General features: G+C 69.4%; 22 protein-coding genes and 1 pseudogene. 14 read left to right on the forward strand and 9 right to left on the reverse strand.

The window, feature by feature from the left end; genetic code table 11:
- Positions 1-2: 2 nt before the first annotated feature.
- Positions 3-164: a hypothetical protein gene (locus GXP74_RS07545; protein WP_370468393.1), complete on the forward strand. Its 162-nt coding sequence runs from the start codon at positions 3-5 to the stop codon at positions 162-164.
- Between the two features lie 132 nt (positions 165-296).
- Here the strand turns inward: GXP74_RS07545 and pepN (GXP74_RS07550) are convergent, their stop codons facing one another.
- On the reverse strand, positions 297-2,897 hold the full coding sequence (pepN, locus tag GXP74_RS07550; RefSeq protein ID WP_182450621.1) for an aminopeptidase N: 2,601 nt from the start codon (positions 2,895-2,897) through the stop codon (positions 297-299).
- A 109-nt stretch (positions 2,898-3,006) separates the two neighbouring features.
- Here pepN (GXP74_RS07550) and GXP74_RS07555 point away from each other — a divergent pair, with 109 nt between their 5' ends.
- A complete protein-coding gene (locus GXP74_RS07555; protein ID WP_182450622.1) occupies positions 3,007-3,684 on the forward strand; it encodes an alpha/beta family hydrolase in 678 nt (225 codons plus the stop codon).
- A gap of 228 nt (positions 3,685-3,912) precedes the next feature.
- Here the strand turns inward: GXP74_RS07555 and GXP74_RS07560 are convergent, their stop codons facing one another.
- Entirely contained in the window at positions 3,913-5,607 is a 1,695-nt protein-coding gene (locus tag GXP74_RS07560) for a PQQ-binding-like beta-propeller repeat protein (RefSeq protein WP_182450623.1), read from the reverse strand.
- A gap of 123 nt (positions 5,608-5,730) precedes the next feature.
- Positions 5,731-8,343: an aminopeptidase N gene (gene pepN, locus GXP74_RS07565; protein ID WP_182450624.1), complete on the reverse strand. Its 2,613-nt coding sequence runs from the start codon at positions 8,341-8,343 to the stop codon at positions 5,731-5,733.
- A 365-nt stretch (positions 8,344-8,708) separates the two neighbouring features.
- Between pepN (GXP74_RS07565) and GXP74_RS07570 the strand changes: the two genes are divergently transcribed.
- From GXP74_RS07570 to GXP74_RS07595, 6 genes are all read left to right on the forward strand, one after another.
- Positions 8,709-9,347 (forward strand): DsbA family protein, encoded by a 639-nt coding sequence (locus GXP74_RS07570; protein WP_182450625.1) that lies wholly within the window; start codon positions 8,709-8,711, stop codon positions 9,345-9,347.
- 168 nt (positions 9,348-9,515) lie between these two features.
- Positions 9,516-10,112 (forward strand): biotin transporter BioY, encoded by a 597-nt coding sequence (locus GXP74_RS07575; protein WP_182450626.1) that lies wholly within the window; start codon positions 9,516-9,518, stop codon positions 10,110-10,112.
- Between the two features lie 88 nt (positions 10,113-10,200).
- Complete coding sequence (locus GXP74_RS07580; protein ID WP_182450627.1) at positions 10,201-10,686, forward strand: ribose-5-phosphate isomerase; 486 nt, start codon at positions 10,201-10,203, stop codon at positions 10,684-10,686.
- 16 nt (positions 10,687-10,702) lie between these two features.
- Positions 10,703-11,530: an Fpg/Nei family DNA glycosylase gene (locus GXP74_RS07585; RefSeq protein ID WP_182450628.1), complete on the forward strand. Its 828-nt coding sequence runs from the start codon at positions 10,703-10,705 to the stop codon at positions 11,528-11,530.
- Positions 11,531-12,154: 624 nt separating this feature from the next.
- Complete coding sequence (locus GXP74_RS07590) at positions 12,155-13,315, forward strand: PP2C family protein-serine/threonine phosphatase (protein ID WP_182450629.1); 1,161 nt, start codon at positions 12,155-12,157, stop codon at positions 13,313-13,315.
- 245 nt (positions 13,316-13,560) lie between these two features.
- On the forward strand, positions 13,561-13,758 hold the full coding sequence (locus GXP74_RS07595; RefSeq protein ID WP_182450630.1) for a hypothetical protein: 198 nt from the start codon (positions 13,561-13,563) through the stop codon (positions 13,756-13,758).
- 58 nt (positions 13,759-13,816) lie between these two features.
- On the opposite strand, the gene GXP74_RS07600 is transcribed toward GXP74_RS07595, so the two are convergent.
- Entirely contained in the window at positions 13,817-14,584 is a 768-nt protein-coding gene (locus tag GXP74_RS07600; protein WP_182450631.1) for a DUF6348 family protein, read from the reverse strand.
- A gap of 81 nt (positions 14,585-14,665) precedes the next feature.
- Complete coding sequence (locus GXP74_RS07605; RefSeq protein ID WP_182456252.1) at positions 14,666-15,061, reverse strand: VOC family protein; 396 nt, start codon at positions 15,059-15,061, stop codon at positions 14,666-14,668.
- A gap of 140 nt (positions 15,062-15,201) precedes the next feature.
- Here GXP74_RS07605 and GXP74_RS07610 point away from each other — a divergent pair, with 140 nt between their 5' ends.
- From GXP74_RS07610 to GXP74_RS07625, 4 genes and pseudogenes are all read left to right on the forward strand, one after another.
- Complete coding sequence (locus GXP74_RS07610) at positions 15,202-15,819, forward strand: hypothetical protein (RefSeq protein WP_225447782.1); 618 nt, start codon at positions 15,202-15,204, stop codon at positions 15,817-15,819.
- A 1,398-nt stretch (positions 15,820-17,217) separates the two neighbouring features.
- Positions 17,218-17,652: pseudogene (locus GXP74_RS40135) on the forward strand (acyl-CoA dehydrogenase); the annotation flags it as partial.
- 244 nt (positions 17,653-17,896) lie between these two features.
- A complete protein-coding gene (locus tag GXP74_RS07620) occupies positions 17,897-18,733 on the forward strand; it encodes an aldo/keto reductase (RefSeq protein WP_182450632.1) in 837 nt (278 codons plus the stop codon).
- Positions 18,717-19,553, forward strand: a complete 837-nt coding sequence (locus GXP74_RS07625) for a hypothetical protein (protein ID WP_182450633.1) — start codon at positions 18,717-18,719, stop codon at positions 19,551-19,553. Before GXP74_RS07620 ends, GXP74_RS07625 begins: the two co-directional genes overlap by 17 nt.
- A gap of 293 nt (positions 19,554-19,846) precedes the next feature.
- Here GXP74_RS07625 and GXP74_RS07630 read toward each other — a convergent pair whose 3' ends face one another.
- Positions 19,847-20,086 (reverse strand): hypothetical protein, encoded by a 240-nt coding sequence (locus tag GXP74_RS07630; protein ID WP_182450634.1) that lies wholly within the window; start codon positions 20,084-20,086, stop codon positions 19,847-19,849.
- A gap of 841 nt (positions 20,087-20,927) precedes the next feature.
- Between GXP74_RS07630 and GXP74_RS07635 the strand changes: the two genes are divergently transcribed.
- A complete protein-coding gene (locus GXP74_RS07635; protein ID WP_182450635.1) occupies positions 20,928-23,765 on the forward strand; it encodes a DNA methyltransferase in 2,838 nt (945 codons plus the stop codon).
- Between the two features lie 540 nt (positions 23,766-24,305).
- Here the strand turns inward: GXP74_RS07635 and GXP74_RS07640 are convergent.
- The 3 genes from GXP74_RS07640 to GXP74_RS07650 form a co-directional block, all read right to left on the reverse strand.
- Positions 24,306-24,656 carry a hypothetical protein gene (locus GXP74_RS07640; RefSeq protein WP_182450636.1) on the reverse strand — a complete coding sequence of 117 codons (351 nt, stop codon included), beginning with the start codon at positions 24,654-24,656 and terminating at the stop codon, positions 24,306-24,308.
- Between the two features lie 106 nt (positions 24,657-24,762).
- Positions 24,763-25,176 (reverse strand): ATP-binding protein, encoded by a 414-nt coding sequence (locus tag GXP74_RS07645; protein WP_225447783.1) that lies wholly within the window; start codon positions 25,174-25,176, stop codon positions 24,763-24,765.
- Between the two features lie 58 nt (positions 25,177-25,234).
- Complete coding sequence (locus tag GXP74_RS07650; RefSeq protein ID WP_182456256.1) at positions 25,235-25,642, reverse strand: NUDIX hydrolase; 408 nt, start codon at positions 25,640-25,642, stop codon at positions 25,235-25,237.
- Positions 25,643-25,749: 107 nt separating this feature from the next.
- Between GXP74_RS07650 and GXP74_RS07655 the strand changes: the two genes are divergently transcribed.
- Positions 25,750-26,538: a GntR family transcriptional regulator gene (locus tag GXP74_RS07655; RefSeq protein WP_182450638.1), complete on the forward strand. Its 789-nt coding sequence runs from the start codon at positions 25,750-25,752 to the stop codon at positions 26,536-26,538.
- The last annotated feature ends 108 nt before the right edge of the window (positions 26,539-26,646 follow it).

A 26,646-nucleotide genomic window follows, 5' to 3' on the forward strand; every position in this document is an offset into this window, starting at 1 on the left:
TCATGACTGCCCCGTCGTTCGCCGCCGCCCCGGCGGCTGACGTACAGCTGGCCGGGCTCACCGTCGCCGAATCCATCGGCCTCTATGTCGGCTGCCCGCTGGCGCTCTTCGTCATCATCGCGGGCCTGGTCTTCGCGCTCACCAAGCCCGACAAGAAGATCTGACTTCCGGAGGATCCTCAAGAAGGAGGATCCTCAAGAAGGCAGAGAGGATCTTCGAGGAGATCCGACCAGAGACGGAGCAGCCCCCGTCCCTCCCGGCCGGGAGCGACGGGGGCTGCCGTGTGCCCGGGCCGGTCAGCCGCGCCGGCCCGCCGCGCGGTCGGCTTCCTGGGCGCGCAGCGCGCGCTCCACACCGGCGCGCGCCTCGACCACCATGCGCCGCAGCGCCGGGGCCGGTTCGGCGGACGCCAGCCAGGCGTCGGTGGTGTCCAGGGTCTCCTGCGAGACCTGGAACGACGGGTACAGGCCGACGATGATCTGCTGGCCCATCTCGTGCGAGCGCTCCTCGAAGATGCCCTTGATCGCGGCGAAGTACTTCGCCGTCCACGGGGCGAGCAGCTCGCGCTGGTCCAGCTGGACGAAACCGGCGATGGCCGCCTCCTGGACGGTGTTGGTCAGCGTCTCCGCCTCCACCACCGCCGCCCAGGTGGCCGCCTTGGCCTCCACCGTCGGGCGGGCCGCCCGGCAGGTCGCCGCGTGCTGCTGCCCGGCGGCGGTGTTGTCCCGCTCCAGCTCGGCCACGACCGCCGCCTCGTCGGCGACCCCGGTCGCGGACAGCCGTCCCAGCAGGACCCAGCGCAGCTCCGTGTCCACGGCCAGGCCGGGGATGGTCACGCTGCCGTCGAGCAGCCCGCTGAGCACCGCCAGGTGCGCCTCGCTGCGGGCGGCCGCGGCGAACGACCGGGCCCAGGCCAGCTGGTGGTCGCTGCCGGGAGCGGCGGCGTGCAGCAGCTCCAGCGCGGCGTCGGCGAACCGGGTCAGGCCCTCCGGCCGCCAGGCCGGGTCCGCGTACAGGTTGACCGCCAGCCGGGCCTGCTGCTGCAGCGACTGGACCACGCCGATGTCGGACTCCCGGCCGACGCCGCTGAGCACCAGCGCCAGGTAGTCGCGCGCGGCCAGCTCGCCGTCGCGGGTCATGTCCCAGGCCGAGGCCCAGCACAGGGCGCGCGGCAGCGACTCGGTGAAGTCGGCGATGTGCGCGGTGACGTTGGCCAGCGACTCGGCGTCCAGCCGGACCTTGGCGTACGACAGGTCGTCGTCGTTCAGCAGCACCACCGCCGGGCGCTTGCGCCCCGCGGGCAGCGGCACCTCGGTCAGCTCGCCGTCGACGTCCAGCTCGATCCGCTCGGTGCGCACCAGCGCGCCGCTGCCGTCCAGGTCGTACATGCCGATGGCGATCCGGTGCGGGCGCAGCACGGCCTCGCCCTTGGCCCCGGCGGGCAGCGCGGGGGCCTCCTGGCGGACGGCCAGCGAGGTCAGCACGCCGTCGGCGTCCACCTCCAGCTCCGGCCGCAGCACGTTGATCCCGGCGGTCTCCAGCCAGGCCGTGGACCAGGCCTTCAGGTCGCGGCCCGAGGTCTCCTCCAGCGCGCCGAGCAGGTCGGCGAGCCGGGTGTTGCCCCAGGCGTGGCGCTTCATGTAGGTCTGCACGCCCGCGAAGAAGGCGTCCTGGCCGACGTACGCCACCAGCTGCTTGAGCACCGAGGCGCCCTTGGCGTAGGTGATGCCGTCGAAGTTGACCTGGACGTCCTCCAGGTCGTTGATCTCCGCCATGATCGGGTGCGTGGACGGCAGCTGGTCCTGCCGGTACGCCCAGGTCTTCATGGAGTTGGCGAAGGTGGTCCAGGCGTGCGGCCAGCGGCTGCCGGGGGCCTCGGACTGGCACAGGATGCTGGTGAAGGTCGCGAACGACTCGTTCAGCCAGAGGTCGTTCCACCACTCCATGGTGACCAGGTCGCCGAACCACATGTGCGCCAGCTCGTGCAGCACCGTCTCGGCGCGCACCTCGTACGCGGCGTCGGTGACCTTGGAGCGGAACACGTACTGGTCGCGGATGGTGACCGCGCCCGCGTTCTCCATCGCGCCCGCGTTGAACTCGGGCACGAACAGCTGGTCGTACTTGCTGAACGGGTAGCGGGTGTCGAACTTCTCCTGGAAGTAGTCGAATCCCTGCTTGGTGACCTCGAACAGGGCCTCCGCGTCCAGGTGTTCCGCCAGCGAGGGGCGGCAGTAGATGCCCAGCGGCACCTTCCGGCCGTCGGCCGGGTCGGTGTACTCGTCGAAGACGCCGGTGTAGGGACCGGCGATCAGCGCGGTGATGTAGCTGGAGATCCGCGGCGTCGCCGGGAACCGGTGCACCTCGGTGCCCTCGACCGGGCCCGCCTCGGGCTCCGGCGAGACCTCGTTGCTGATCACCTTCCAGCCGCTGGGAGCGGTCACGGTGAAGGTGAACGAGGCCTTGAGGTCCGGCTGCTCGAACGACGCGAACACCCGCCGCGCGTCCGGGACCTCGAACTGGGTGTAGAGGTAGGTCTGCTGGTCGACCGGGTCGGTGAACCGGTGCAGCCCCTCGCCGGTGTTGCTGTAGGCGCAGTCGGCGACCACGCGCAGCTCGTTCTCGGCCGCCAGCGACGGCAGCGCGATCCGGCTGTCGGCGAAGACCTCGCTCGGGTCGAGCGCCGTTCCGTTCAGGACGACCTCGCGCACGGTCGGCGCGACCAGGTCGATGAACGTGGACGCTCCGGGAGCGGTGGCCGTGAAACGGACCACGGTGGTGGACCGGAAGGTCCCACCCTCGGCTGCGTTGCTCAGGTCGAGCTCGATCGTGTAAGCGTCCACAGTGAGGAGGCTGGCCCGGGTACGGGCCTCCTCACGGGTCAGATTGGTGCCAGGCACGCTGCGTGACTCCTTCGTCAGGTTCTCTCAGCTTCCCGGCATCTTCCCACGTCGCACGGTTGGCCGAGCCGTTGCCACCCGAGGCCGCCGGCCGCATAGGGTCGTCCCCATGCGCATCCTGATCCCCACCCCGGTCGGCGAGGCCGCCGCCACCGTCTCCCCGGCGCTCGGCCCGGCCCGGGCGCTGCTCGCCCTCGGCCACGGCGCGGGCGGCGGCATCGAGGCCGCCGACCTGCGGGCGCTGGCCGCCGCGCTGCCGGAGCGGGGGATCACCGTGGCGCTGGTGGAGCAGCCCTGGCGGGTGGCCGGACGCAAGGTCGCGCCCGCGCCGAAGACCCTGGACGCGGGCTGGCTGCCGGTGGTGGACCGGCTCACCACGGACCACCCGCTGCCGTTGGTGGTCGGCGGGCGCAGCGCGGGTGCGCGGGTGGCCTGCCGCACCGCCGCCGACTGCGGCGCGGTGGCCGTGCTGGCGCTGGCCTTCCCGCTGCACCCGCCGGGCCGTCCGGAGCGCAGCCGGGCCGGGGAGCTGCTGGCGACGGACCGGCCGACGCTGGTGGTCCAGGGCGCGAAGGACCCCTTCGGCAGGCCCGCCGAGTTCCCGGCGCTGCCGCCGACCCACCGGCTGCTCGGCCTCGCGCAGGGCGACCACTCGTTCGCCGCGCCCAAGTCCGCCCCGCTCACCGCGGAGGAGCAGCTGGCCCGGATCACCGACGAGGCCGCCGCCTGGCTGCTGGCCCTGCCGCCGCTGCTGCCGGGCGGCGGCGGGCCGAGCGGTCAGCGGTAGAGGTCGACGTCAGGGTGCCGGTGACGGTGGACTTGCCGGTGGCCGGGTCGAGTTGGACGACGTGCGGTCGGCCGTCATGTTCGCGGGACATCGTACGGGTCGGCCCTCGGGCGACGGCCGGTCACCCGACGGCCGGTCACCCGAGGGCCGGTCACCCGAGGGCCGGTCACCCGAGGGCCGGTCACCCGAGGGCCGGTCACCCGAGGGCCGGTCACCCGAGGGCCGGGATCAGCGGAACAGGCCCACGGCGGGGTCGTTCATCGTGCCGAACACCACCAGGCCGCCGCCCGGGGCGGTGAACAGCTGGTCGGTGCTGACGTCCCAGGACGTGCCGACGGACACCGCCGCCAGCACGGTGGACCTGCCGGTCGCCGGGTTCAGCCGGACCAGCTCCGGCGTCCCGAGGATGGCGCCGGTCGACAGCGCGTTCAGGCTGCCGTCGGCGACGGGCGCCAACAGCTGCGCGCCGTAACCGCCTTCGCCGCTGTACGACCACGCGCGGTCGCCGGTGGCGGTGGCGAAGGCGTCGATCATGCCGCCGGTCGCGTCCTGGCCGCCGATCTCACCGGCGCTCTGGGCGACCAGGTTCCCGCCGACGACCTGGGCGGGCGTCGAGTCGTCGAAGGCGTCCGGCGTGGTCGCCGTCCCGGAGGGGGTGTTGATCGGCTTGGCGCCCCCGCCGCTGTCGAAGAGGTAGGGCTTCTCCCCGGCGCCGGACTCCACCGTCGCCGCCAGCGGGTGGCCGGACAGCACGCTGCCGAAGTTGATGTCGCCGGTCTCGCTGCGGCTCCACTCGGTCCTGCCGGTCAGCGGGTTGAGCGAGGTCAGGCTGTAGCCGGGGTTCGCGGCCGCGCAGAAGTCGCTGACCAGCACCGCGCCGGTGGTCCCGTTGGGGTAGACGTCGCAGAACTGGCCCCGGGGGTGGTAGGTCCACACCGGCTTGCCGGTGCTGACGTCCAGTCCGGTGATCAGCGCGGGGCTGATCAGCGTCGCCACCGAGCCCTGGACGTAGGTCTGGGCGAAGACCCCGAGGGTGTCGCCGGGCTTCGTGAGCGGGCGGGTCCACAGCGTCCGCCCGGTCGCGGTGTCCAGCCCGATCAGCACCTGGCACTCGGAGGCGCCGCCGAACCCCACCGTGGCGACGCCCCCGGCCGAGAGCGTGGGGGACATGGCGCAGGGCTGGTCGCCCTTCGGCATGGCCGCCCGCCAGGCCCGGCCGCCGTTGCCGAGGCGGTAGGCGGTCACCCCGCTCTGGTCCACCCGGATGGCGTACGAGCCGGTGACCCAGCCGCCGTACAGATGGGTGTCGGCCTGGCCCGCGCTGTTCGGCACCACCCAGGCCTGCTTGAGCTGCCGCAGCCCGGAGGCGACCGGTGTGGCGGTGCCGCCGCCGGACGGGCTGCCGCTGCCGCCCCCGCCGCTGACCACCAGCGCGGTCACCCCTGCGGCGGCGGCCACCACCAGCGCCGCGATCGCCCCGACCCCGACCGCCCGCCGCGCCCCGGCGCCCGGCCGCTTGGGCGGCACCACGGGTGCCGCCGTCACCGGCGTCGTCGGCGGTGCCGGGGGCATCGGCGGCATCGGCGGCGGGAACGCCGGGTAAGCGGGGTACGGGCCGTGCGGCACCGGGGGGTTCACCGGCGGCGCCAGCACGTACCCGTCAGCGGCCTGTGGCGGCGTCAGCGGATACTCGTCGACTCGCGGCGCGGCCAGCGGGTACCCGTCGGCGACCGCCGCGGCCCGCGGCGCGGCCAGCCGGTAGCCGTCCGGCTCCGGTCCTTCGGCCCACCCCGTGCTCGGTCCCGCGCCGAGGCCCGCGCTCGGTCCCGCGTTCAGGCCCGCGCCGAGGCCCGCGCCGAGCGTGGGCCACTGGTCCGGCCCTGGCCCCGCCGCAGCCCCCGGTCCCGGTATCTGCTCCGCCATCCCCCGTACATCCCATCCCTCGGCAGCCCGTGATCGGGCCCATCGTAGGTGCAGCCGGGGGCACCGGGACGGCCGGGGTGACGCCGCGTCACCGGAAGTGACGCGGCGTCAGGGGGCGTGCGGCTACGGTCGGGCCGCGCCGTCCCGCGCCTGCGCCCGCAGTGCGCGGTTGAGGTCGTCGCGGCACTCCAGCACCAGCCGCCGCAGCGCGGGGGCCGCGTCCGGGTGCTCGGCCAGCCAGTCGTCGGTGCGTTCCAGCGTCTGCGAGGTGGTCACCAGGCGCGGGAACAGGCCGCTGACGATCCGCATGGAGATCTCGATGCTGCGCTCCGCCCAGACCTTCTCCAGCACCTCGAAGTAGCGCTCCGCGTAGGGCGCGACCAGCTCCCGCTGACCGGCCTGCTGGAAGCCCGAGATCCGAGCCTCCACCAGCGCGTTCGGCAGCTCGTCGGAGTCGACCACCAGCCGCCAGGTCTCGGCCTTGGCCTCGGCCGTCGGCAGGGATGCCTGACACTCCGTCAACTGTCGCTTGCCGCTGGCGGTGTCGTCCCGCTCCAGCTCGTCCCGGAGGGCGTCCGGACCGGCCGCGCCGCCCGCCGCCAGGGCGTGCAGCAGCGACCAGCGAAGCTCCTGGTCGACCATCAGGCCGTCGATCCTGGCCGTGCTCGCGAGCAGCGCCGAGACCAGCCGCAGGTCGGCCTCCGAGGTCGCGGTCTGGGCCAGGAACCGGGCCCAGGCCAGCTGGTGGTCGCCGCCGGGCGCGGCGGCCCGGAGCTCGGTCAGCGCGCCCTCGGCGAGCCGGGCCGCCCACTCGGCGCGGTGCTCCGGGGCGACGTACATGTCCAGCGTGGTCACGGCCTGCTGGTGCAGCGACTGGAGTACGCCGATGTTGCCCTCGCCCCCGGCGAAGCGCAGCACCAGGGCCAGGTAGTCGTGGGCGGGCACCAGCCCGTCGCGGGTCAGGTTCCACAGCGCGGACCAGGCCAGCGCCCGGGCGAGCGGATCGTCCAGGTCGCCCAGGCCCTCGCGCAGCGCCGCCAGCGAGTACTCGTCGAAGCGGACCTTGCAGTACGTCAGGTCCTCGTCGTTGACCAGCACCAGCGCGGGCCGGATCAGCCCGGTCAGCTCGGGCGCCTCGGTCCGCGGCGCGGCGGCGACGTCCAGCTCGACCTTGTGCGTGCGGACCAGTCGGCCCTCGTCGTCGCGGTCGTACAGGCCGACCGCGACCCGGTGCGGCCGCAGCACCGGGTGGCTCCCGGCGGCCTCCTGGAGCACCGCGAACGAGGTGATCCGGCCGTCGGAGTCGGTCACCAGCTGCGGCGTCAGCACGTTCACCCCGGCCGTCTCCAGCCAGGCGCGGGACCACTCGGCCATGGCGTCGGCGCCCCGGCCCGAGGTCTCGGCCAGTACCGCCAGCAGGTCGGCCAGGGTGGTGTTGCCGAACGCGTGGCGCTTGAAGTACCGCCGCGCGCCCTCGAAGAACGCCTCTGCGCCCACGTACGCCACCAACTGCTTCAGCACCGCCGCGCCCTTGGCGTAGGTGATGCCGTCGAAGTTGAGCTTGGCGTCCTCCAGGTCGTGGATGTCCGCGGTGATCGGGTGCGTCGTCGGCAGCTGGTCCTGCCGGTAGGCCCAGGCCTTGCGGCGGTTGGCGAAGGTGATCCAGGCGGCGTCGTACCTGGTCGCGGCGACCTGCGAGTAGGCGCCCATGAAGTCCGCGAACGACTCCTTCAGCCACAGGTCGTCCCACCACTGCATGGTGACCAGGTCGCCGAACCACATGTGCGCCATCTCGTGCAGGATGACGTTGGCCCGGGACTCGTAGGCGGCGTCGGTCACCTTGGAGCGGAAGACGAACTCCTCACGGAAGGTGACCAGGCCCGGGTTCTCCATCGCGCCGATGTTGTACTCGGGCACGAACGCCTGGTCGTACTTGCCGAAGGGGTACGGGTAGTCGAACTCGTCGTGGAAGAAGTCCAGGCCCTGCTTGGTGACGGTGAAGATCTCGTCCGAGTCGAAGTACTGCGCCAGCGAGGCCCGGCACATCGCGGCCAGCGGGATCTCCAGCCGGCGGCCGTCCGGCAGCGGTCGGCTGTAGTGGTCCCGGGCGACGTGGTACGGGCCGGCGACGACCGCGGTGATGTAGCTGGAGATCCGCGGCGTCGGGGCGAAGCTCCAGGTCAGCGCGGAGCCCTCGGCGACCGGGTCGCCACCGGCGGGGGAGTTGGAGAACACCGCCCAGGCGGTCGGCGCGGTCACGGTGAAGCTGTACGGCGCCTTCAGGTCGGGCTGCTCGAAGGTGGTGAACACCCGGCGCGCGTCGGCGGGCTCGTACTGGGTGTAGAGGTAGGTCTCGCCGTCGACCGGGTCGGTGAAGCGGTGCAGCCCCTCACCCGTACGGCTGTACGCGCACTCGGCCTCGACCAGCAGCTCGTTGGTCCCGGCCAGCCCGGGCAGGGCGATCCGCGAGCCGTCGAACACCACCGCCGGGTCGAGCTCGGCGCCGTTCAGCACCACCCGGGTCACCGCGGGCGCGAGCAGGTCGGCGAAGCTGTCGGCGCCGGGCTCGGAGCAGCGGAAGCGCAGCACGGTACGCGAGCCGAAGCGCCCGGCGCCCTCCCCGTCCGCGACCGGCCGAACGGCGGAACGGAGGTCGAGGTGGACCTCACAGCTGTCCACGCTGAGGATGCGGGCCCGCTCGCGGGCTTCGTCGCGGGTCAGATTGCTCCCGGGCACTGCGCAACTCCCTAACCTCGGTGTCGTCCATCCGGCGAGGGCCCGGACGTCGAACCGTTGACCTACTGGTTCTCGCGCATCCTTTCACGGGGTGCCGACACCGCCCACCGGATGCGCACGCCCGGCGTGAGCCCCGCGCGCGGCCGACCCGGGCGCCCCGACCGACGGGGAATGGACGGCGGTCCGGCCATGTTCCCGCTAACGGCGGGCCCCGCCCGCGCCGCCGAGCACCCCTCGGCGTGCGTACGCCCACTCCGCCACGTCCACCGCCAGTCCCCGTCCACCGCCAATACCGTCCGCCACTCAGTACCCGTCCACCACCAGGCACCCACCCCACCGCCATCAGCGCACTCCGAGGAGCACCCATGTCCGCCGCGACCGCAAGCACCCCGACCCCGGTCGACTTCTGGTTCGACCCGCTCTGCCCCTGGGCCTGGATGACCTCCCGCTGGATGCTCGAAGTCGAGCAGCAGCGCCCGGTCCAGGTCCACTGGCACGTGATGAGCCTGGCCGTGCTCAACGAGGGCCGCGACCTGCCGGAGAAGTACCAGCAGCTGATGGCCGAGGCCTGGGGCCCGGTCCGGATCTGCGTCGCCGCCGCGCAGAAGCACGGCGACGAGGTGCTCGGCGCGCTCTACACCGCCCTCGGCACCCGGCTGCACAACGAGGCCCTGCCGCGCGAGCGGGCCACCTTCGAGGCCGCGCTGACCGAGGCCGGGCTGCCGGTCGAACTCGCCGACGCGGCCGAGTCGGAGGAGTACGACGAGGCCCTGCGCGCCTCGCACGCCGAGGGCATCACCCTGGTCGGCCAGGACGTCGGCACCCCGGTGATCGCCGTCCCCGGCGCCGACGGCGAGCGGGTCGCCTTCTTCGGCCCGGTGGTCACCCCGATCCCGCGCGGCGAGGCCGCCGCCCGGCTCTGGGACGGCACCCTGCTGGTCGCCTCCACCCCCGGCTTCTACGAGCTCAAGCGCACCCGCACGGCGAGCCCCAGCTTCGAGTAGCCACCCCCGACAGGCCATCGCCTGGGGGCTCTACCCAGGCGGTGGCCTGCCTTTTTGTGGGGAATGCCATACGCGCGCCGCCCGCCCCAGCGGATAGGTTCACAGACGTTCACGCCCACCGCTCCCGGCACCCACTGCCGGGCCCGCCCTGCCCCGCGGAGATGATCCATGAGCCTCGCCACCGCCACGTCGCGTCCCGGCACTGTCCTCGCCGACCTGCTCCCGGCCTCCACCCGGGCCCGAGCCCAGGCCCGCGACCTGGCGCTGGTCGTCGGCGGCGCGGCGATCACCGGCCTGGCCGCCCAGATATCGCTGCCGGTCCCCGGTTCGCCCGTCCCGGTGACCGGCCAGACCCTGGCCGTGCTGCTGGTCGGCACCGCGCTCGGAGCCCGGCGCGGGGTCGCCTCGCTGGCGCTGTACCTGCTCGCGGGGATGGCGGGGGTGCCCTGGTTCGCCGCGGGCAGCTCCGGCCTCGGCGCCACCTTCGGCTACGTGATCGGCTTCGTCGCCGCCGCCGCGCTGGTCGGCGCGCTGGCCCGGCGCGGCGCCGACCGCGGCCCGCTGCGCACCGCCGGGGCGATGGTGCTCGGCAACCTCACCATCTACGCCTTCGGCGTCAGCTACCTCGCCGCCAGCGTCCACGTCTCGCTGGCCAAGGCCGCCTCGCTCGGGCTCTACCCGTACCTGGTCGGCGACGCGCTGAAGATCGCGCTGGCGATGGGGCTGCTCCCGGCCGCCTGGAAGCTCGTCGGACGCAAGGGCTGACCGCCCCGGGCGCGGGTCGGCCCCGCCCGGCCGAAGCGGTCGAGGGCTGGCGCGCCGACCGCGCGCCGCTCGTGCCACACTGGCGACCATGCGCGTGTACCTGGGATCCGACCATGCCGGATACGAACTGAAGCAGCACCTGGTCCAGTGGCTGACCAGCGCCGGACACGAGCCGGTCGACTGCGGCCCGCACATCTACGACGCGGTGGACGACTACCCGCCGTTCATCCTGCGTGCCGCCGAGCGGACCGCCGCCGACGCCGACGCGCTGGGCATCGTCATCGGCGGCTCCGGCAACGGCGAGGCCATCGCCGCCAACAAGGTCAAGGGCGTCCGCGCGGCGCTGGCCTGGAGCACCCAGACGGCCGAGCTCGGCCGCGAGCACAACAACGCCAACGTCATCAGCGTCGGCGCGCGGATGCACAGCCTGGACGAGGCCACCAAGTTCGTCGAGGTCTTCCTCAACACCCCGTTCTCGCAGGACCCCCGGCACATCCGCCGGATCGACATGATCAGCGAGTACGAGACCACCGGCGAACTGCCCCCGGTCCCCGCCCACCACCCGCAGGGCTGACCGGAGCCTCCTTCCGATGCCCGAAGGCCACACCCTCCACCGACTCGCCGCCGAATACCAACGGGTGTTCGGCGGCGAGTCCGTGCGCGTCAGCAGCCCGCAGGGGCCGTTCGCGCCGGCCGCGCTGCGGCTGGACGGGCGGGTACTCGGCTCGGCCGAGGCGCACGGCAAGAACCTCTTCCTCGGCTTCGAGGGCGTCGGCTGGGTGCACATCCACCTCGGCCTGTACGGCAAGGTCCGCTTCGGCGACGGACCGGCCCCCGCGCCGGTCGGCCAGATCCGGCTCCGGATCGCCACCGACGAGCACCACGCCGACCTGCGCGGCCCCACCACCTGCGCCCTGATCAGCGGCTTCGAGAAGAAGGACGTCCAGCACCGGCTGGGCCCCGACCCGTTGCGCCCGGACGACTCGTCAGAACCGGCCTGGCAGCGGATCAGCCGCAGCGGTACCACCGTCGCCGCCCTGCTGATGGACCAGAAGGTGCTCTCCGGCGTCGGCAACATCTACCGCGCCGAGGTGCTGTTCCGGCAGGGCATCGACCCGCACCGCCCGGGCCGCGAGCTGACCCGGGCCGAGTGGGACGCGGTCTGGGCCGACCTGCGCGGCCTGATGCGCGACGGGGTGCGGGACGGCTGGATCGACACCGTCCGCCCCGAGCACACCCCGCAGGCCATGGGCCGCGCCCCGCGCCAGGACGCCCACGGCGGCGAGGTCTACGTCTACCGCCGCGCCGGCCGCGCCTGCCTGGTCTGCGGCACCCCGGTCCGCACCGAGACGCACGCCGCCCGCAACCTGTTCTGGTGCCCGCGCTGCCAGCCGCCCGCGCCCCCCGGAACCCGCTGAACCCCCCGGGACCCGCTGAACCACCCGGGATCCGCTGAACCACCCCCGGCGTGCCGCCCCGGCCGGGTGGCGCGTGCCGCCCGCACCGCCGCCCCGGCGCGTAGATCTTTTACACGCTCCCCGCGCGCGGACGCGCCTGTCGGTGCGCCCGCGCGCGGCCACTCCCGGGCACCCCTCGGACCGCGTCCGCCGACCACATCCGCCGAGGCCGCCGCCACCGGCCACGCCCCGCGCCGACCCCCACCGGCACGGGTCCGACCTGACTGCATCCCCGGTCCGGGGGTCCGGGAAACCGGGCGGCCGCCAGAAGCAGTCGGTGATTTTCCATGAATACCCCGGCAGACCGGTTCAAGTCGGTACTGTCCTGCCACGGAAACGACTGTCCTGCCACGGGAGTACGGCCCCGGCACGGACGGCACACACGGCACGGTCCACGATCTATGGCTTCGGGGGAGACCAGGGATGGTTCTGACATGGGGGACGAGAACGGTGCCGGCCCCGGGCCGGCTCGCCGCACAGCTCGCCACCCGCGCCCGCGCCCAGGGCGCCGCGCAGGCCGGTAACCGCCCTGCCGGGCAGCACGACATCGACGGGTGGCCGGTCGGCTCGGTAAGGTCAGCCAGCATGTCAGGCGGAACGCCCGGGTCACCACCCCCGGACCCACTCGCGGCACGGGGGCGCAGAGCGCTGTACCGGGCCCGCCGCAGACTGCGCCGATCCGCCGTCGACTACTTCCGCGGCGACGCCTCCGACTGGCTGCCCTTCGTCGGACTGCTGATCCTTGTGCCGTTGATCACGTTCACCACCCTGCTGGTCCCGGTCTGGTGCCCGCCGACCGCCCTGGTCCTGCCCGTCCTCACCGCCGCCCTGCTGCTGCGCCCCGGCAGCCTGGTGCTGCTGTACGCCGTCGCCGCGACCGCCCTCGGGGTCGAGTCGGCCGTCCTCGGTCCGTACAACGGCCTCGGGCCGGGTCGGGTCACGCCCGGCGACGTACTGATCGTCGGCGCGGTCGGCGCGGGCGGCCTGCTGCTGGCCCAGCTCCGCAGCCGGGTCGGCGTGCCCTGGCGCGGCGGCGGCTCGATGCTGTTCGACCTGCGGGAACGGCTCAAGGTGCAGAGCCAGATCCCGGCGCTGCCCGAGGGCTGGCACGCCGAGATGGCGCTGCGCCCGGCCGGCGGCCAGTCCTTCTCCGGCGACTTCCTGGTGGCCTCCCGCACCGGCGAGGACAAGCGGGTCCTGGAGGCGGTGCTCGCCGACGTCTCCGGCAAGGGCATGGACGCGGGCTCCCGCGCGCTGCTGCTCTCCGGCGCCTTCGGCGGCCTGCTCGGCTCGCTGCCGCCGCACGACTTCCTCCCGGCCGCCAACGGCTACCTGCTCCGGCAGGAGTGGGACGAGGGCTTCGCCAGCGCCGTCCACCTGGTCCTGGACCTGGACACCGGCGAGTACGAGCTGCTGTCGGCGGGCCATCTACCAGGCATGCAGCGCTCCATGGGCGACGGCAACTGGGAGACCAAGGAGGCCGAGGGACCGCTGCTGGGCATCTACGACGGCGCCAAGTTCGACGGCCTGCGCGGACGGCTGCGCCACGGCGACCTGCTGATGCTCTGCACCGACGGGATGGTGGAGGTCCCCGGGCGCGATCTGGCCGAGGGCATGGACCGGTTGATGGGGGAGGCGGACCGGCTCATGGGCTCGACCTTCGCGGGCACCGCCTGGCGGCTCATCGAGTCCGTGGCCAAGGATCTCAACGACGACCGCGCGCTGCTTCTGATCTGGCGCGAATAGCCCTGTGGTGCCTGTGACTTGTAGCATTCACCTTGAGATCTTCACGCGTACTTCGGCCATTCTCGGCTGAATTGGATCACCTCGGGCAGCTGTCATCCCGAAGTGCTTTACGGAGTGCTTCACTCCGGAGACACTGGGAGACGGGCGAGGGGGAGGAGGGGCACTGTGCCGCAGCGACGGCCCAGCGGACCGGCCTACCAGGTGGCCCAGACCTCAGCGTGCCCCAAACGAGGAAGTGGACCCGAGTGACAACCTTCTCCGTCTCCGCCGTCGTCCTACTGGGCATCCTCCTGGTCGTCTTCATCAGGAACAAGAGCATGAGGCTGGGTTATTCGATCCTGGCTATCCTGTTCGGCTTCTTCCTGGCGAAGACCTCCGCAGCGGCTCCGCTGCAGAGCTTCATCGACCAGGTGGCCAACACCATCAACGGCATCGTCAAATAGGCGTGCTGATCTCCGATCAGTTCTGACGTCCCGTCATTTCAGTTCGGGCCCGTCGCAGTCAGGCCTGGAGCCACCGCCGGAGCAGCCTCGCGCCCGCTCCGGCCCGCGCCTGCTTCAGGGCGGGCCCCGACCTTCCCTCGACCCCGTCCAGTGCCACGGGGTCGGCGGCCAGCAGGACGAAGCAGCGGGCCCAGGCCAGCCGCTCGCCCCGGGGCCAGGGCAGTCGTCGCAGCGCCGCCGAGGCGTCGGGCGCCGGTTCGCCGTTCACCCGTACCTCCGCGACCTCGTCCCCGCTCCGGCCGCCGAAGAAGAAGCGCACGCCGTTGACCAGCGGATCCCGCACCATGGGCAGGATCTCCTCGGTCACCGTCGGCAGCAGCTGGTGCTCCGCGAGCCAGTCGCCCAGCGGCCCGCTCGCGAAGCCGAAGACGCAGGCCGGTCCCTGTACCGCGTGCCACCCGGGCACCCCGCCGGCGGCCCCGGGCACGAAGTGGTCCCCGTGCAGCCCGCGCCGCTCCAGCAGCTCCACCATCGCCGAGGCCGTGGTGGTCCGCCACATCCGGACGGCGTTGGTCAGCCGCTCCTCCTCGGTCCGGCCGAGCCCGGCGGTGCAGTCCCAGACCACCGGACCGGTCCCGTCGCCCAGCCGCAGCACATAGCCGAGGTCCACATGGCCGCCGGTGTCGTCGGCGTGCTCGCGGATCGCCACGGCGGTCGTCCCGGGGCCGCGCACGACGCTGCCGTCGATTTCGAACTCGCGCCCGAGGCAGGCCATTTCACGGACGATGCTGTGCTGGATCACCTGCAACCGCCGGGCGGAGCGCAAGGGGCATCTCCGGTTGTGCGTGGATGGTCAACACTTGGCAGCTGTGAGCGTACCGGTGTTCGAAGCCCCTGGGCAGCGGCGTCACGCCTGCCGGGGCGCCAGCCACTGCTGGAACTCGATCAGGTTCCCCTCGGGATCGCGCAGGTACGCCACCCGCAGCCGCTCCCACTGCGTCTCCGGACCGGACGTCCACCGCACGCCGCGCGCGGACAGTTCGGCGGCCACCGCGTCCAGATCGTCCACCCTCAGCACGATCAGCGAGCCGTCCCCGGCGGCGCGCGCGGCCAGCCACGGGGCGCTCCGCGCCAGGTGCTCCCGGCTCTGCAGCGCGATCGCCGCGCCGCCCTCCGGCAGCGACAGCTTCCCGTACGGCCCCGCCTCGTCGTCCACCTGCGGCTTCAGCCCGAGCACATCCCGGTAGAACCGGAAGCACGCCCCGAAGTCCTCGACAATCAGCCGGATCTGGACCAGTTCCATCCCGTACTCCCCCTCGATCGACATGCAGAAACGTTACTCCAGTCCCCCTGGTCCCAGCGTCCGCTTGGCTAACCTGATCCAGGCCGTCCCGAGGACCGGACGGGACCGGGCCGTACCGCGACAGGACGACAGGACCCCACGTGAGCAGCACCACCACGACCAGCGCCGACCCCGTCGAGTCGGCCGCCCCGCGCGACGCCCGCCGGCGCTGGGGGCGGCGGCTCTCGGACTGGGTCGACCCGAAGAACACCATATTGGCGGTACTGGTGATCCTCGGCGCGGGCCTGGACGGCCTGCGCGGCGTCGGCTGGGCCCTGTTCGCCACCCTGTTCGCGGCGGTGCTGCCGACCCTGTTCATCCGCTACGGGGTCAGGACCGACCGCCACGTCACCCAGCGCCACCGGCGACTGGTGGTCATCCCGTTCATCATGGCCAGCGTGGCCGTCTGCTTCCTGTCCATGCTCTGGCTGGGCGCGCCGCGCGCGATGACCGCGCTGGTGGTCGCGATGTTCGCGACGCTGGTCCCGATCATGGCGATCACCACCCGGTGGAAGGTCTCGGTGCACACCGCCGTCCTCGGCGGCGCGGTCACCGTCCTCGCCATCGCCCTCAGCCTGTGGTGGCTGCTCGGCGCCGCGCTGCTGGCCGCCGTCGCCTGGGGCCGGGTCACCGTCGAGGAACACACCCGCGCACAGACCCTGGTCGGTACCGTGGTCGGCGCCCTCACCGCAGGCCTGACCTTCTGGCTCGCCCGCTAGCCGCCGATGGAACAATATTACGGATAGTGACACCTGTCACAACAGCGTGTCATGGAACCGGGGTTGGCTCATTCTCAGAACATGATCGCGACTCCTGGCACCCGGAGTGCCTCCGACCAAGCTCCGAGCGTGGCCATCGACCCGACCACCGCCGAGTTACGTGCCCTGCTGTTCGGTGCCGACCGAGAGCGGGTCCACGGAACCTGGCGGGCGTTGAGCACCGATCCGGAGATGCACCGCCGGTACGAGACGAGCACCACCGACCAGATCGCCGCGTCCTACCAGCGGCTGCGGCTGGTCAACCAACTGACCGACGCCGCCGAACTGGCCGCCGACCCCTACCGGCTGACCGCGCTGCACGAATGGACGGGACCGCTGGACGGCGCGCTCACCGTACTGTCCGGCATCCACTACAACCTCTTCCTCGGCAGCCTGCTCGACCACGACCCGCACGAGAAGAGGCCGCTGGCCGAGTTCACCGCCATGGAGCGGATCGGCACGTTCCTCTGCACCGAACTGGGCCACGGCAACGACGCCACCGCTCTGGAGACCACCGCCACCTACGACCGCAGCGACCGCACCTTCACCCTGCACACCCCCCATGCCGGCGCGCAGAAGTTCATGCCCAACACCAGCACCGCCGGTGGCCCGAAGTCGGCGGTGGTCGCCGCGCGGCTGCTGATCGAGGGCCGCGACCACGGGATCTTCCTCTTCCTCACCGCGCTCACCGACCAGGCGGGCACCCTGCCCGGCGTCACCGTACGCCCCCTGCCGCAACGCCCCGGCAGCCCGGTGGACCACTGCCTGACCTCCTTCGACCAGGTCCTGCTGCCCCGCGAGGCCCTGCTGACCGGTACCCACGGCCGACTCGACGACGACGGCGTCTTCTCCAGCCTGCTCGGCAGCAAGAGGAAACGATTCCTCACCAGTATCGGCCGGGTCACCCTGGGCAAACTCTGCATGAGCGCCAGCGCCATCGGCGTCACCCGGGCAGCACTGGCCATCGCCGTCCGCTACGCCCACCACCGCCAGGTGACCGGCTCCCGCCCGGACCGCAAAGTACCGCTCTGGGCCCACCGCACCCACCACGGCCCACTGGTCGAGGGCCTCGCCACCGCCTACGCCATGACCGCCCTGCACCGGACCGCGGTGACCCGGTGGGCCGAGCACGACCGCACCGACCCGACGGCCGTCACCCTCGCCGAACGCGAGGCGGCCGTCGCCAAGGGCTGGATCACCTGGCAGGCCCGCGCGCTGCTCACCGAGTGCCGCGAACGCTGCGGCGCCCAGGGGCTGCTCCCGGTCAACGGGATCGTCACCTCCGCCATCGACATCGAGGGCACGATCACGGCCGAGGGGGACAACCTCGCGCTGTGGGCCAAAACAGCAGCCGAACTGATGCTCGACCACGACACGCCGCCGACCACCGCCCCCGAGGGCGAGCTCACCGACCCGGCGGTACGCCAGCGGCTCCTGCACACGGCGGAACACCTGCTGCTGACCCGCGCCCGCGCCCGACTGCGGCAAGCGCCCTCCGGCGACAGCCTGCGGCGATGGAACGCCGCCGCACCGGCCGCCCTCGCCGCGGTCCACGCACACGCCGAACACCGCGCCGCCACCGCCCTGCTGGCCCTCGCCGACACCGCCACCGAAGCGCCGACCCGCACCGCCCTGCTCGACCTGCACCAGCTCTTCACCCTCCGGCGCATCGCCTCCCACAGCGGCCCGCTGCACCTGACCACCGCTCAACTCGACACCCTCCCGGACCTGATCGAGGAGAGCATCAGCCGACTCGCCGACCACCCGGACACCCTGATCGACGCCTTCGACCTGCCGGACCAGTTCTTCGCCACCCGCCCGATCGCCAACCCCGACTACCAGCAGCCCTACGACACCCCCACCGCCCCCTGGCACCCCCCACCCCCACCTGACCCCCGACCCAACCCCGCGCCCCCGCGCCGACACCCGTCGCCCAGGAGCACCGGAACCCCGCCCCTCATACGCGGAGACACCCCCACGGCCCCGCCTCCGCCCACCGCCCTTCTACCGCTGCCCCGACGTCCACTGGGCCGCCGTCATGGCGGCCCAGTCCGGGGCGGACTGGCTCGACACCGCACCCAACTACGCGGCCGGGCTGGCCGAGCAGGAAGTCTCCCAGGTCCTGGCGCGCTACTCCCACGTCCGGGTCTCGACGAAGGTCGGCTTCATCCCGGTGCCGGACCGGCAGGAGATCTTGGGCGAGGGAGCGCTGACCGTGTCCGAGGCGGAGAGCGGCCACAACCTGTCGCCCGACTATGTCCGGTGGCAGGTGGCCAGGAGCCGACGCGCGCTCGGGCGGATCCCGGATCTCGTCTTCCTGCACAACCCTGAGCACAACTGCCCCGCCGAGCAGGCCAACGAGCGTCTGTACGCCGCGTTCGCCGCTCTGGAACAGGCGTGTGCCGACGGTGAGATCCATGCCTACGGCGTCGCCACGTGGAGCGGGTTCAGCCGGGGTGTCTTCGATATCCCTACGCTCCTCGGCGCGGCTTTCCGCGCAGGCGGTCCGGGCCATCACCTGCGGGCTGTGCAGCTCCCGCTCTCACTCGTCCACCTGGCGCCCATCGCCCAAGCGCTTGAAGGCAAGGGTGTCCTGGCTGACGCGCATGCCGCAGGCATCGCGGTCTTTGCCTCCGCCCCGCTGCACGGTGGCGAGGTGCCCGGCATGGTCACCCGCGAACTGCTCGACCTGATCGCCCCGGACAGGAGTCCCGCGCAGGCCGCACTTTCTGTGGTCGCCTCTGCCCCGGGTGTGCGGCGGGTACTGCTGTCCACGATGAAGCAGGAACACTGGGCCGAGGCCGTGACCGCGCTCGACGGCCCGGTGTTGTCCAGGGAGACACTCAAGAGGATCACGGATGTACTCGGAACCTGAACTATCCATCGCCGCCCGAATGCGGAAGACGCACGCCGCCATCGCCGAGGCGTTCGGTGCCTCCCTGGTCGGTACCCGCGAGGCATGGGGATGGCGCGGCCGGACCCTCGGCCGTCCCGTCACCACCCAGCAGGGAGCAGGCTGGCTCCGCCTCGTCGAAGCGCCCGCCGCGAAGGCGGGCGGCAAGCTGTGGGAGGGACCGGCTGAGGCCGAGTCATCCATGCCCGCAGAGGTGCCTCGCCCCCGGCTTCGGCGGCACGAGACCTGGACCGACACGGAGCATGGGTACCTTGCCGAGTTGTACGACGCCGTGACCGAGATGACGGTCACCACTGACAGCCCGGTTCTGCGGACGGCTGTCGGATTGGGCGACGAGTGGTGGTCCGGGCTGAGCCGTGCTCTCGACGCTGTGTCCATGACACCCACCGCTCGAATCGCCGTCCGTCAGGAATACCTGGACCGGGCCATGCCGGAATTCCTCGGTGTCCCCATCGCCACCGAGCCTCCCGCTTGGTCGACGGCGCATGGAGACCTGCACTGGGCCAACCTCACTGCCCCCGCACTGCACATCCTCGACTGGGAGGGATGGGGGATCGCACCGGTCGGCTACGACGCGGCGATGCTGCACACGTACAGCCTGCTCATCCCGGAGACAGCCACCAGGGTCTGGACGGAACTTGCCTGCGTGCTCGACACGCCCTCGGGTCGCTTCTCCGAGCTGGTCGTGATCACGCAACTGCTCCAGACCATCAGACGCGGTGACAATCTGGACATGGAGAGAGCGCTACGGACTCGCCTCGCCCTTCTTCTGGCGAGCTGATGCTTGACGGGATGGGTCCGGTTTGGCACACGGAGGAGTGAGGCCCCGGAACGAAGATCGGCCCCAGTCCAGCGATCAAGTCGCTGACCTGGGGCCGATCCTGTTGGAGCGGGCGACGGGAATCGAACCCGCGTAGCTAGTTTGGAAGAGTCCGCTCCCGGATCCCGGCTGACCAGGCGATCCATTGACCTGCGGCGGAGTGCCGACCGCACCTGCGTTGCCCCTGACTCCCCGCAGCTTCCCGTCCGACCTGGCACGCGAGTGGCACGGGGCCCACCGAAGTCCGGGCGGACTCAGTCTTTCGCGGCGGAGATGGCGGCCAACTCTTTGCTGATGCTGTCGAGGGCGAGCTTCGACGGGAGGTGGCGCTTCACGCGCGAGAAGCCAGACCTGAGTTTGGGGTCCACGCCGATGAGTTCCGTCAGGTCGCTGACCGATGCCCTGATCCCCTCAACGGCCTTAGCGAGCTCTGCGACGCTGCTTACCAGGACGTTCATACGCCCCTGGCCGGAAATCTCATCATTCTGAGTCATGGTCAGACCATAGTTTGACTGGAGGAGTTATGACAATTTGATCAAGTCGGGATGCTTATGCGACCCGGGCATCCGCTCTGCGGAAACCACAACCTTCCCCGCTGCCATCCCGTCTGCCATCGGCCCACACGTACGTGGAGCGGGCTTGGCCCCTGGTGTCCAGGTGGAGCGCCCCACTGGACGAACGACCTGGACACCAGGGGCCAAGGCTGCTCGGCTTTGCCTGGGCCGATGGTGGGCGGGATGGCAGCCCCTCCTCAGCCATGAACCAAGCGGTACTCGCCGGCGGTGCTCCCCATCCCGGAGCCGGAGCGCCCCCGCCGGAGGCGTCTGTCTGTGGCTGAGCTGCCGATCCCGCCGTCACCGGGTGCGGCGTCGGTTATGGAGCGGGTGACGAGTATCGAACTCGCGCTCTGAGCTTGGGAAGCACTGCCCCGTTGACCTTGAGATACCGGCCCTGACCTGCTCGTTCATCCCGTTGCTGGCCGTTGCTCTGCTGGTCGGACAGGCACCGGATTGACCGTGGTTTACCGCTCGGCTGCGCCCGTTGGGGCACGCATGGGGCACGAGATCTCGGACTACAGCGCCAGAGGGCTTCCCGATCCGCCCCCGTGGCGGACGGCATGGCCGCACTGATCCAGCCAGGGCCATCGCGCTCTGAGCCGTGGTAGCGGGAGTTGAAGTCAGTCCACCAGCACGAAGACGCAGTGACTCCGCAGCGGTTGCCGAGGGTGATCCAGACCTGTCGGCCACCTGACGGGTCAGCCAGTCCCCAAGTACCAAGGATCTAGATCATTCGATTCGGGGTGCGCCTCGGCACTCGTGCCCTAGAATCCCGAACATGGCGCCCGTAGACCCTCAGCCCCTCCGGCAGCGAATCAGCGACTTCGTAAAGTACAGGAATGAATTCCTGACTGGTGACGAAAAAGGCGAAGCGCAAATATTTCTCGACCGCATGTTTCGTGCCTTCGGCCACGAAGGCGTAGTTGAGGCGGGTGCCACACTTGAGCATCGCCTCAAAAAGCACGATGATAAGGGAACTTCGTTCGCCGATCTGCTGTGGCCAGGCCGCTGCCTTATTGAGATGAAAAAGTCCGGATCGAAGCTCGTTCAGCACTACCGGCAGGCATTCGACTACTGGGTTCGCGCGGTTCCCGATCGGCCCCGATATGTCATCCTCTGTAATTTTGACGAGTTTCTCATCTATGACTTTAGCGTGCAACTAGATGAGCCTATGGATAGAATCCCCATAGAGCAGCTCGCGCAAAGATGGGATGGGCTTTCTTTTCTTCTGCCGATTGAGCAGAGGCCTTCATTCGGAAACGACCTAGTCGCTGTAACGAGAGAGGCTGCTGCACAGGTTGCTAGCGTTTTCGGAATGCTCAGAGAGAGGAATATCGACCGAATTCAAGCCCAGCGTTTTGTTTTGCAGTGCGTAATGACAATGTTCGCCCAGGATATCAGCCTCCTTCCTGGTCATAGTTTCTCGCAAGCGGTTGAAGAGTCGCTTAGTGGCGGCAGTTCCTACGACCTACTCTTTGGCCTATTTCGGGAGATGAACAGGCCAGGTTACACTCCTGCTGGTCGCTACAAGGGGACACCATATTTCAACGGCGGTCTTTTTGCGGATATTCAGGGATTTGACCTGACGCGCGATGAGCTAATTCGCCTCCATGACGCCTGTCAGACGGATTGGTCTGCCGTGCGCCCGGAAATCTTTGGGACGCTATTCGAAACAGGGATGGATCACGGCGAAAGGCATGCATACGGGGCGCATTTTACTAGCCAAGCTGATATCGCACTCGTTGTCGGTCCTACCATAGTGGATCCATGGCGAGAGAAAATTGAACGAGCTGGGACGATCCTTGAGCTCGAACATCTACTAGGCGAGCTTTCTGAATTTCGCATCTTGGATCCAGCCTGTGGGTCTGGAAACTTTTTGTATGTGGCGTACAGAGAAATTCGTCGCCTAGAGCGTGATATTCATTTGCGGATTGCGGAGCGGCGCCGATCCGGGGCGGTTAACCAAGGATCCATCTCATTCATCCATACCAGCAACTTTTACGGAATTGACAAAAACGAGTTCGCCGTGGAAATTGCTAAAGTGACGATGATGCTTGGAAAGAAGCTCTCATCAGATGAGCTACATGACGAGCAACAGGTTCTTCCTCTCGAAAATCTGGATGGAAGTATCGTCGCCGCTGATGCCCTGTTTACTCCTTGGCCTGCTGCCGACGTAGTGATCGGGAACCCCCCTTACATGGGTCGGCGGATGATGTCAGACGAGCTAGGGCCCGCATACTGTCAAGATTTGGCAGAGCGGTATCCGGGCGTCAAGGGTGTATCTGATTTCGTCACGTATTGGTTCCCCCTTGCCCACAACCACTTGAAGGAAGGGGGTCGAGCCGGCTTCGTTGCAACGAACTCTGTCCGCGATAATCAGTCTCGTGTAGCGAGCCTTGACTATGTTGTTGATAATGGCGGATATATCTTCGATGCGGTATCAAGCAAGCCATGGTCTGGGGATGCTGTAGTCCATGTCTCAATCGTAAACTGGAGCAAAGGCGTAGATGTAAATCCTAAGATTCTCTGGCTAAATAATGGGAACCTAAGACTCTCCACGGAGTACATCACTAGTGCTCTTACGACTAGCATTGATGCGCGTAAAGCGGCAACTCTCGATGTAAATCAAGCGCCTGCCACATGCTTCCAGGGGCAAACTGCGGGGATCGTGTCGGCCTACCTGATCGATCGCGGAAAACGCCGTGAGATTTTGGCTGGCGAGGATCAAAGCCTGAAGTATATCCACCCGTTCTTGGGTGGTAGGGAGCTTCTCCACGGTGCCTCGATTGACAAATGGGTTATTGATGTTCCTGAGAATGATTTCAGCGAGCTCGATGCATATCATCCTCGCTTGGCAAAGTACCTGAAGGAAAAGGCTCTAATTCAAAGGCAAAAGCTGCTCGACAAGGAGGAAGAGAAGAACCGGCTGGGGGCACTGTCGAGCGCAAAATTCCGCCCCGAAAATCAACACCGGCTATTCATGAACAGGTGGTGGCAATTGTGGCGCCGTCGAAGTGAGATGATTGACTCAATTTCAGCACTTCCGCGGTATCTCGCGACGTCACGCCATATGACCGAGAACAGGAACACCGTTTTCTCATTTGTTGACTCGCGAATTCATCCCGGTGATGCCTTGACCGTTTTCGCGCTTGCTGATGACTTTTCCTTCGGGATTGTCAGTTCATCCGTCCATGACGCCTGGCTGCAGGCCCGGTGCTCCCACATTAAAAGTGACCCTAGGTACACTTCTACAACTGTGTGGGATTCATTTCCCTGGCCTCAGTCGGCCTCCAATGAAGACGCCGTAGCTGTTGCTGAAGCTGCGGCTGAGATCTTGAAAAATCGGCAGAAATTCTCAGATAGAGGAATTTCACTGGCCAAACAGTATGATGGATTGAAAATCCCTGGCAAGAATAGGACTAGGGATCTCCATTTGCAGCTGGATGCGGCCGTCTTGAAAGCCTATGGCTTTAGTGTAGATGAAGATCTAGTCGCTCAATTGCTCGCCCTAAACCTCGATTTGAATGCGTCCTCTTCGGCTATTCGAGGGCCTGGTGGACGACACTACACCGGAGTTCATCTGACTGACTTCCGCCTCATTCCACCTATTACATGAGTGGATCGGTTGTCTCGCATGTAGTGATTTCTCTATGCTGGTTTTTCACACAAGTTCCATACAGTGCCACCGGAGCGGCTGGTCGGACCATGACTTCTCCATGCATCTTGGTCACTGCTGCCTCGCCTGTGTAGCTGCTCTGATCTCAGCTGACTGTGAATTCCGCAGGGTTCAGCTCCGCATCAACCACACCCCTCCTCGCTGCCATCCCGTCTGCCGTCGTCCCACACGTACGTGGAGCGGCCTTGCCTGGGACGACGGCAGAGGGGATGGCAGCCCCCACCCAGCCACGATGAAATCGCTACCCGCCGACTGGACCGTGGCCATCCGGGAGTCGGAGCGCCCCCGCCGGAGGCATCGTCCTGACCTGACGAGCTGGAATCTGGGTCAGCCCTCGCGGCCACCCCGTTCTGGCTAGTGGGCGCGCGGGGCGGCTGGCGCGCTGGAGCGGGGCGGAGACAGGAGCGGCGGCGCGTCGGACGCGCCGCGCGCCCGGAGGAGCGTCAGCGACGACGGGTCTTGAACCCGTAGAGAAGGTTGTTACTCATTGAATTCCGTGTGGCGGTTGGTGAAGGCGCAGAGCAGGGTGTAGCGGATGACTGGCTTGCCGGGTGGCGGGAGGAGGGGCAGGAAGAGTACGGGGCGGGCGGTCAGTTCGAGGTGTGCGTCTGCGTAGGTTGCGGTGATGGTGACGGGTTGGCCGTGGGTCAGGGCGTCGACGGCTTGGGTGTGGTCGCTGTTTATCCAGCGGGTGACGTGGTCGCGCTGGTCGGGGTTGACTGTGTAGAGGACGGTGTTGAGGCAGTGGCGGATCCAGCGGATTGCCTGCGTTGCGTCGGTGGTGTTGTGGAGGGCCACCAGTTCGGGCTCTTCGCCGGTGGTGGGGCTCATGGAGCGGCACTCGCTGCGGTAGCCACGGTGAATCAGGGATACAGCTGGGATGGTCATGGGATGCCTTCCGACAGGTGCGGGGAATGAGGGCTGGGCGGAGCGCCGGTCACTGAGCCGGGATCTCCTGGTGGGGGAACTGGAGTTCGGCGGTGATGGTGCGGCCGAGGTGGTCGCCGGTGATGGCGACCTGGTGGGCGAGGACGTGGACGATGTCGAGGCCGCGACCGTGGGTGGCGTTGGTGCCGGCCTGCTGGACTTCGGGCGCGTGGAGTTTGGTGCCCTCGTCGGTGACGGCGACCGTGAGCGTGCCGGGGCTGATGGTGAGGGTGACGTGGAAGGTGCCTCCGCCTTCGGCGCTGGCGGTGTGGCGGACGGCATTGGTGCTGAGTTCGCTGACGATCAGGGCGGCGTCGTCGGCGCACGGCGTTCCGCTGAGGATCTCGCGGGCCCAGCGGCGGGCCCGGCCGATTTCTTCGGGGCAACCTGGGCAACTCAGCCCCCAGACCCGTGGGCTACTCATATACTCGTCCATACAAGTTCCTTTATGCTGGTGGGCCGCCATGGGTAGTGGGTTCGGGCTAGATGAGTTTGACGCCGTCGTGCGCCCGGACTGCGGGCGGCGATGCGGCGTCCAGTGCGTCCAGGACGCGGATCGCGTATGCCTCGTCGGCAAGGGCGCTGACCTCGTCGCGGGTGGCCCAGCGCAGTGCGCGGGTCTCGTCGCCGGTGGTCGGATTGCCGTCGATGGCCTCGCAGCGGAAGACCAGGGACACGATCAGGCCGGTCATGTTCTTGTACACGCCGGTGAGGACTGCCGGGTGCGCGATCTTGATGCCGGTCTCCTCCAGCACTTCGCGCTGGAGGGCGTCGGGGACGGTCTCGCCGGATTCGAGTACGCCGCCCGGGGGCTCCCAGTGGCCGTTGTCGCGCCGCTGGACCAGCAGGGCGCGGCCCCGGTCGTCGACGACGACTCCGGCGACGCTCACGGAGTGGGGGCGTTCAGCGTTCACGTTCCTGGGTCCCCTCGAATGGCTAGGCTCTCCACCGTAGCAACAAAACTCACCTGCTCGTCTAGATATCCTCAGGAGTGCACATGCCGCCTCTCTCCTCCGGCCTGCTCGGTGCGCTGGACTCGACCAGCGACCGCGCCGTGTTCCGCCAGATCGCTGACCAACTGCGCGAGGCGATCGACAAGGGGCGCTTCGCCGAGGGCGACAAGCTCCCCTCGGAAACGGAGCTGATCGAGCACTACGGCGTCTCGCGGATGACCATCCGCAACTCGATCTCGGTCCTCCAGGGGGAGGGGCTGGTTGCGTCGGAGCACGGGAAGGGCGTGTTCGTCCGCCCGCGCCCCCCGGTCCGGCGTCTGGCCTCCGACCGCTTCGCCCGCCGGCACCGCGAGCAGGGCAAGTCCGCCTTCACCGTGGAAGCGGAAGCGGTCGGGGGACATGCGGAGGTCGATGGCCTGGTGGTGCGCGAGGAGAAGCCGTCCCAGGACATCGCCACTCGTCTGGGGGGCGCCCGCAAGGTCCTCGCGCGCCGACGCCGCTACCTGCTCGACGGGCGGCCGGTCGAGTTCGCGGTGTCCTACCTCCCGCTCGACCTGGCGCGGAACACCCCGATCGCCGAACCCAACCCCGGCCCCGGTGGCATCTACGCACGCCTCGAAGAGCTGGGCCACCGCCTGGACCACTTCGACGAGGAGGTCAGCGCCCGCATGCCCACCCCGGACGAGGTCAAGACACTGCGCCTGGCGTCCGGTGTGCCGGTGATCCACCTGGTCCGCACGGCGTACGACACCGAGGGCCGTCCGGTGGAGGTCTGCGACACGCTGATGGCGGCGGACGCCTACGTCCTGGCCTACCAACTGCCCGCCACCTGAGGGCCGATGGGGAGCACGGGCGTGGTCGTCGGTGTCATTTCCCGGAACTCGTAGAGGGAAACACGCCAACTCATCTAGACGAGTAGCTCACCTCTGTGGCACAGTGGT

It is taken from the genome of Streptacidiphilus sp. P02-A3a, assembly GCF_014084105.1.
Taxonomy (GTDB): Bacteria; Actinomycetota; Actinomycetes; order Streptomycetales; family Streptomycetaceae; genus Streptacidiphilus.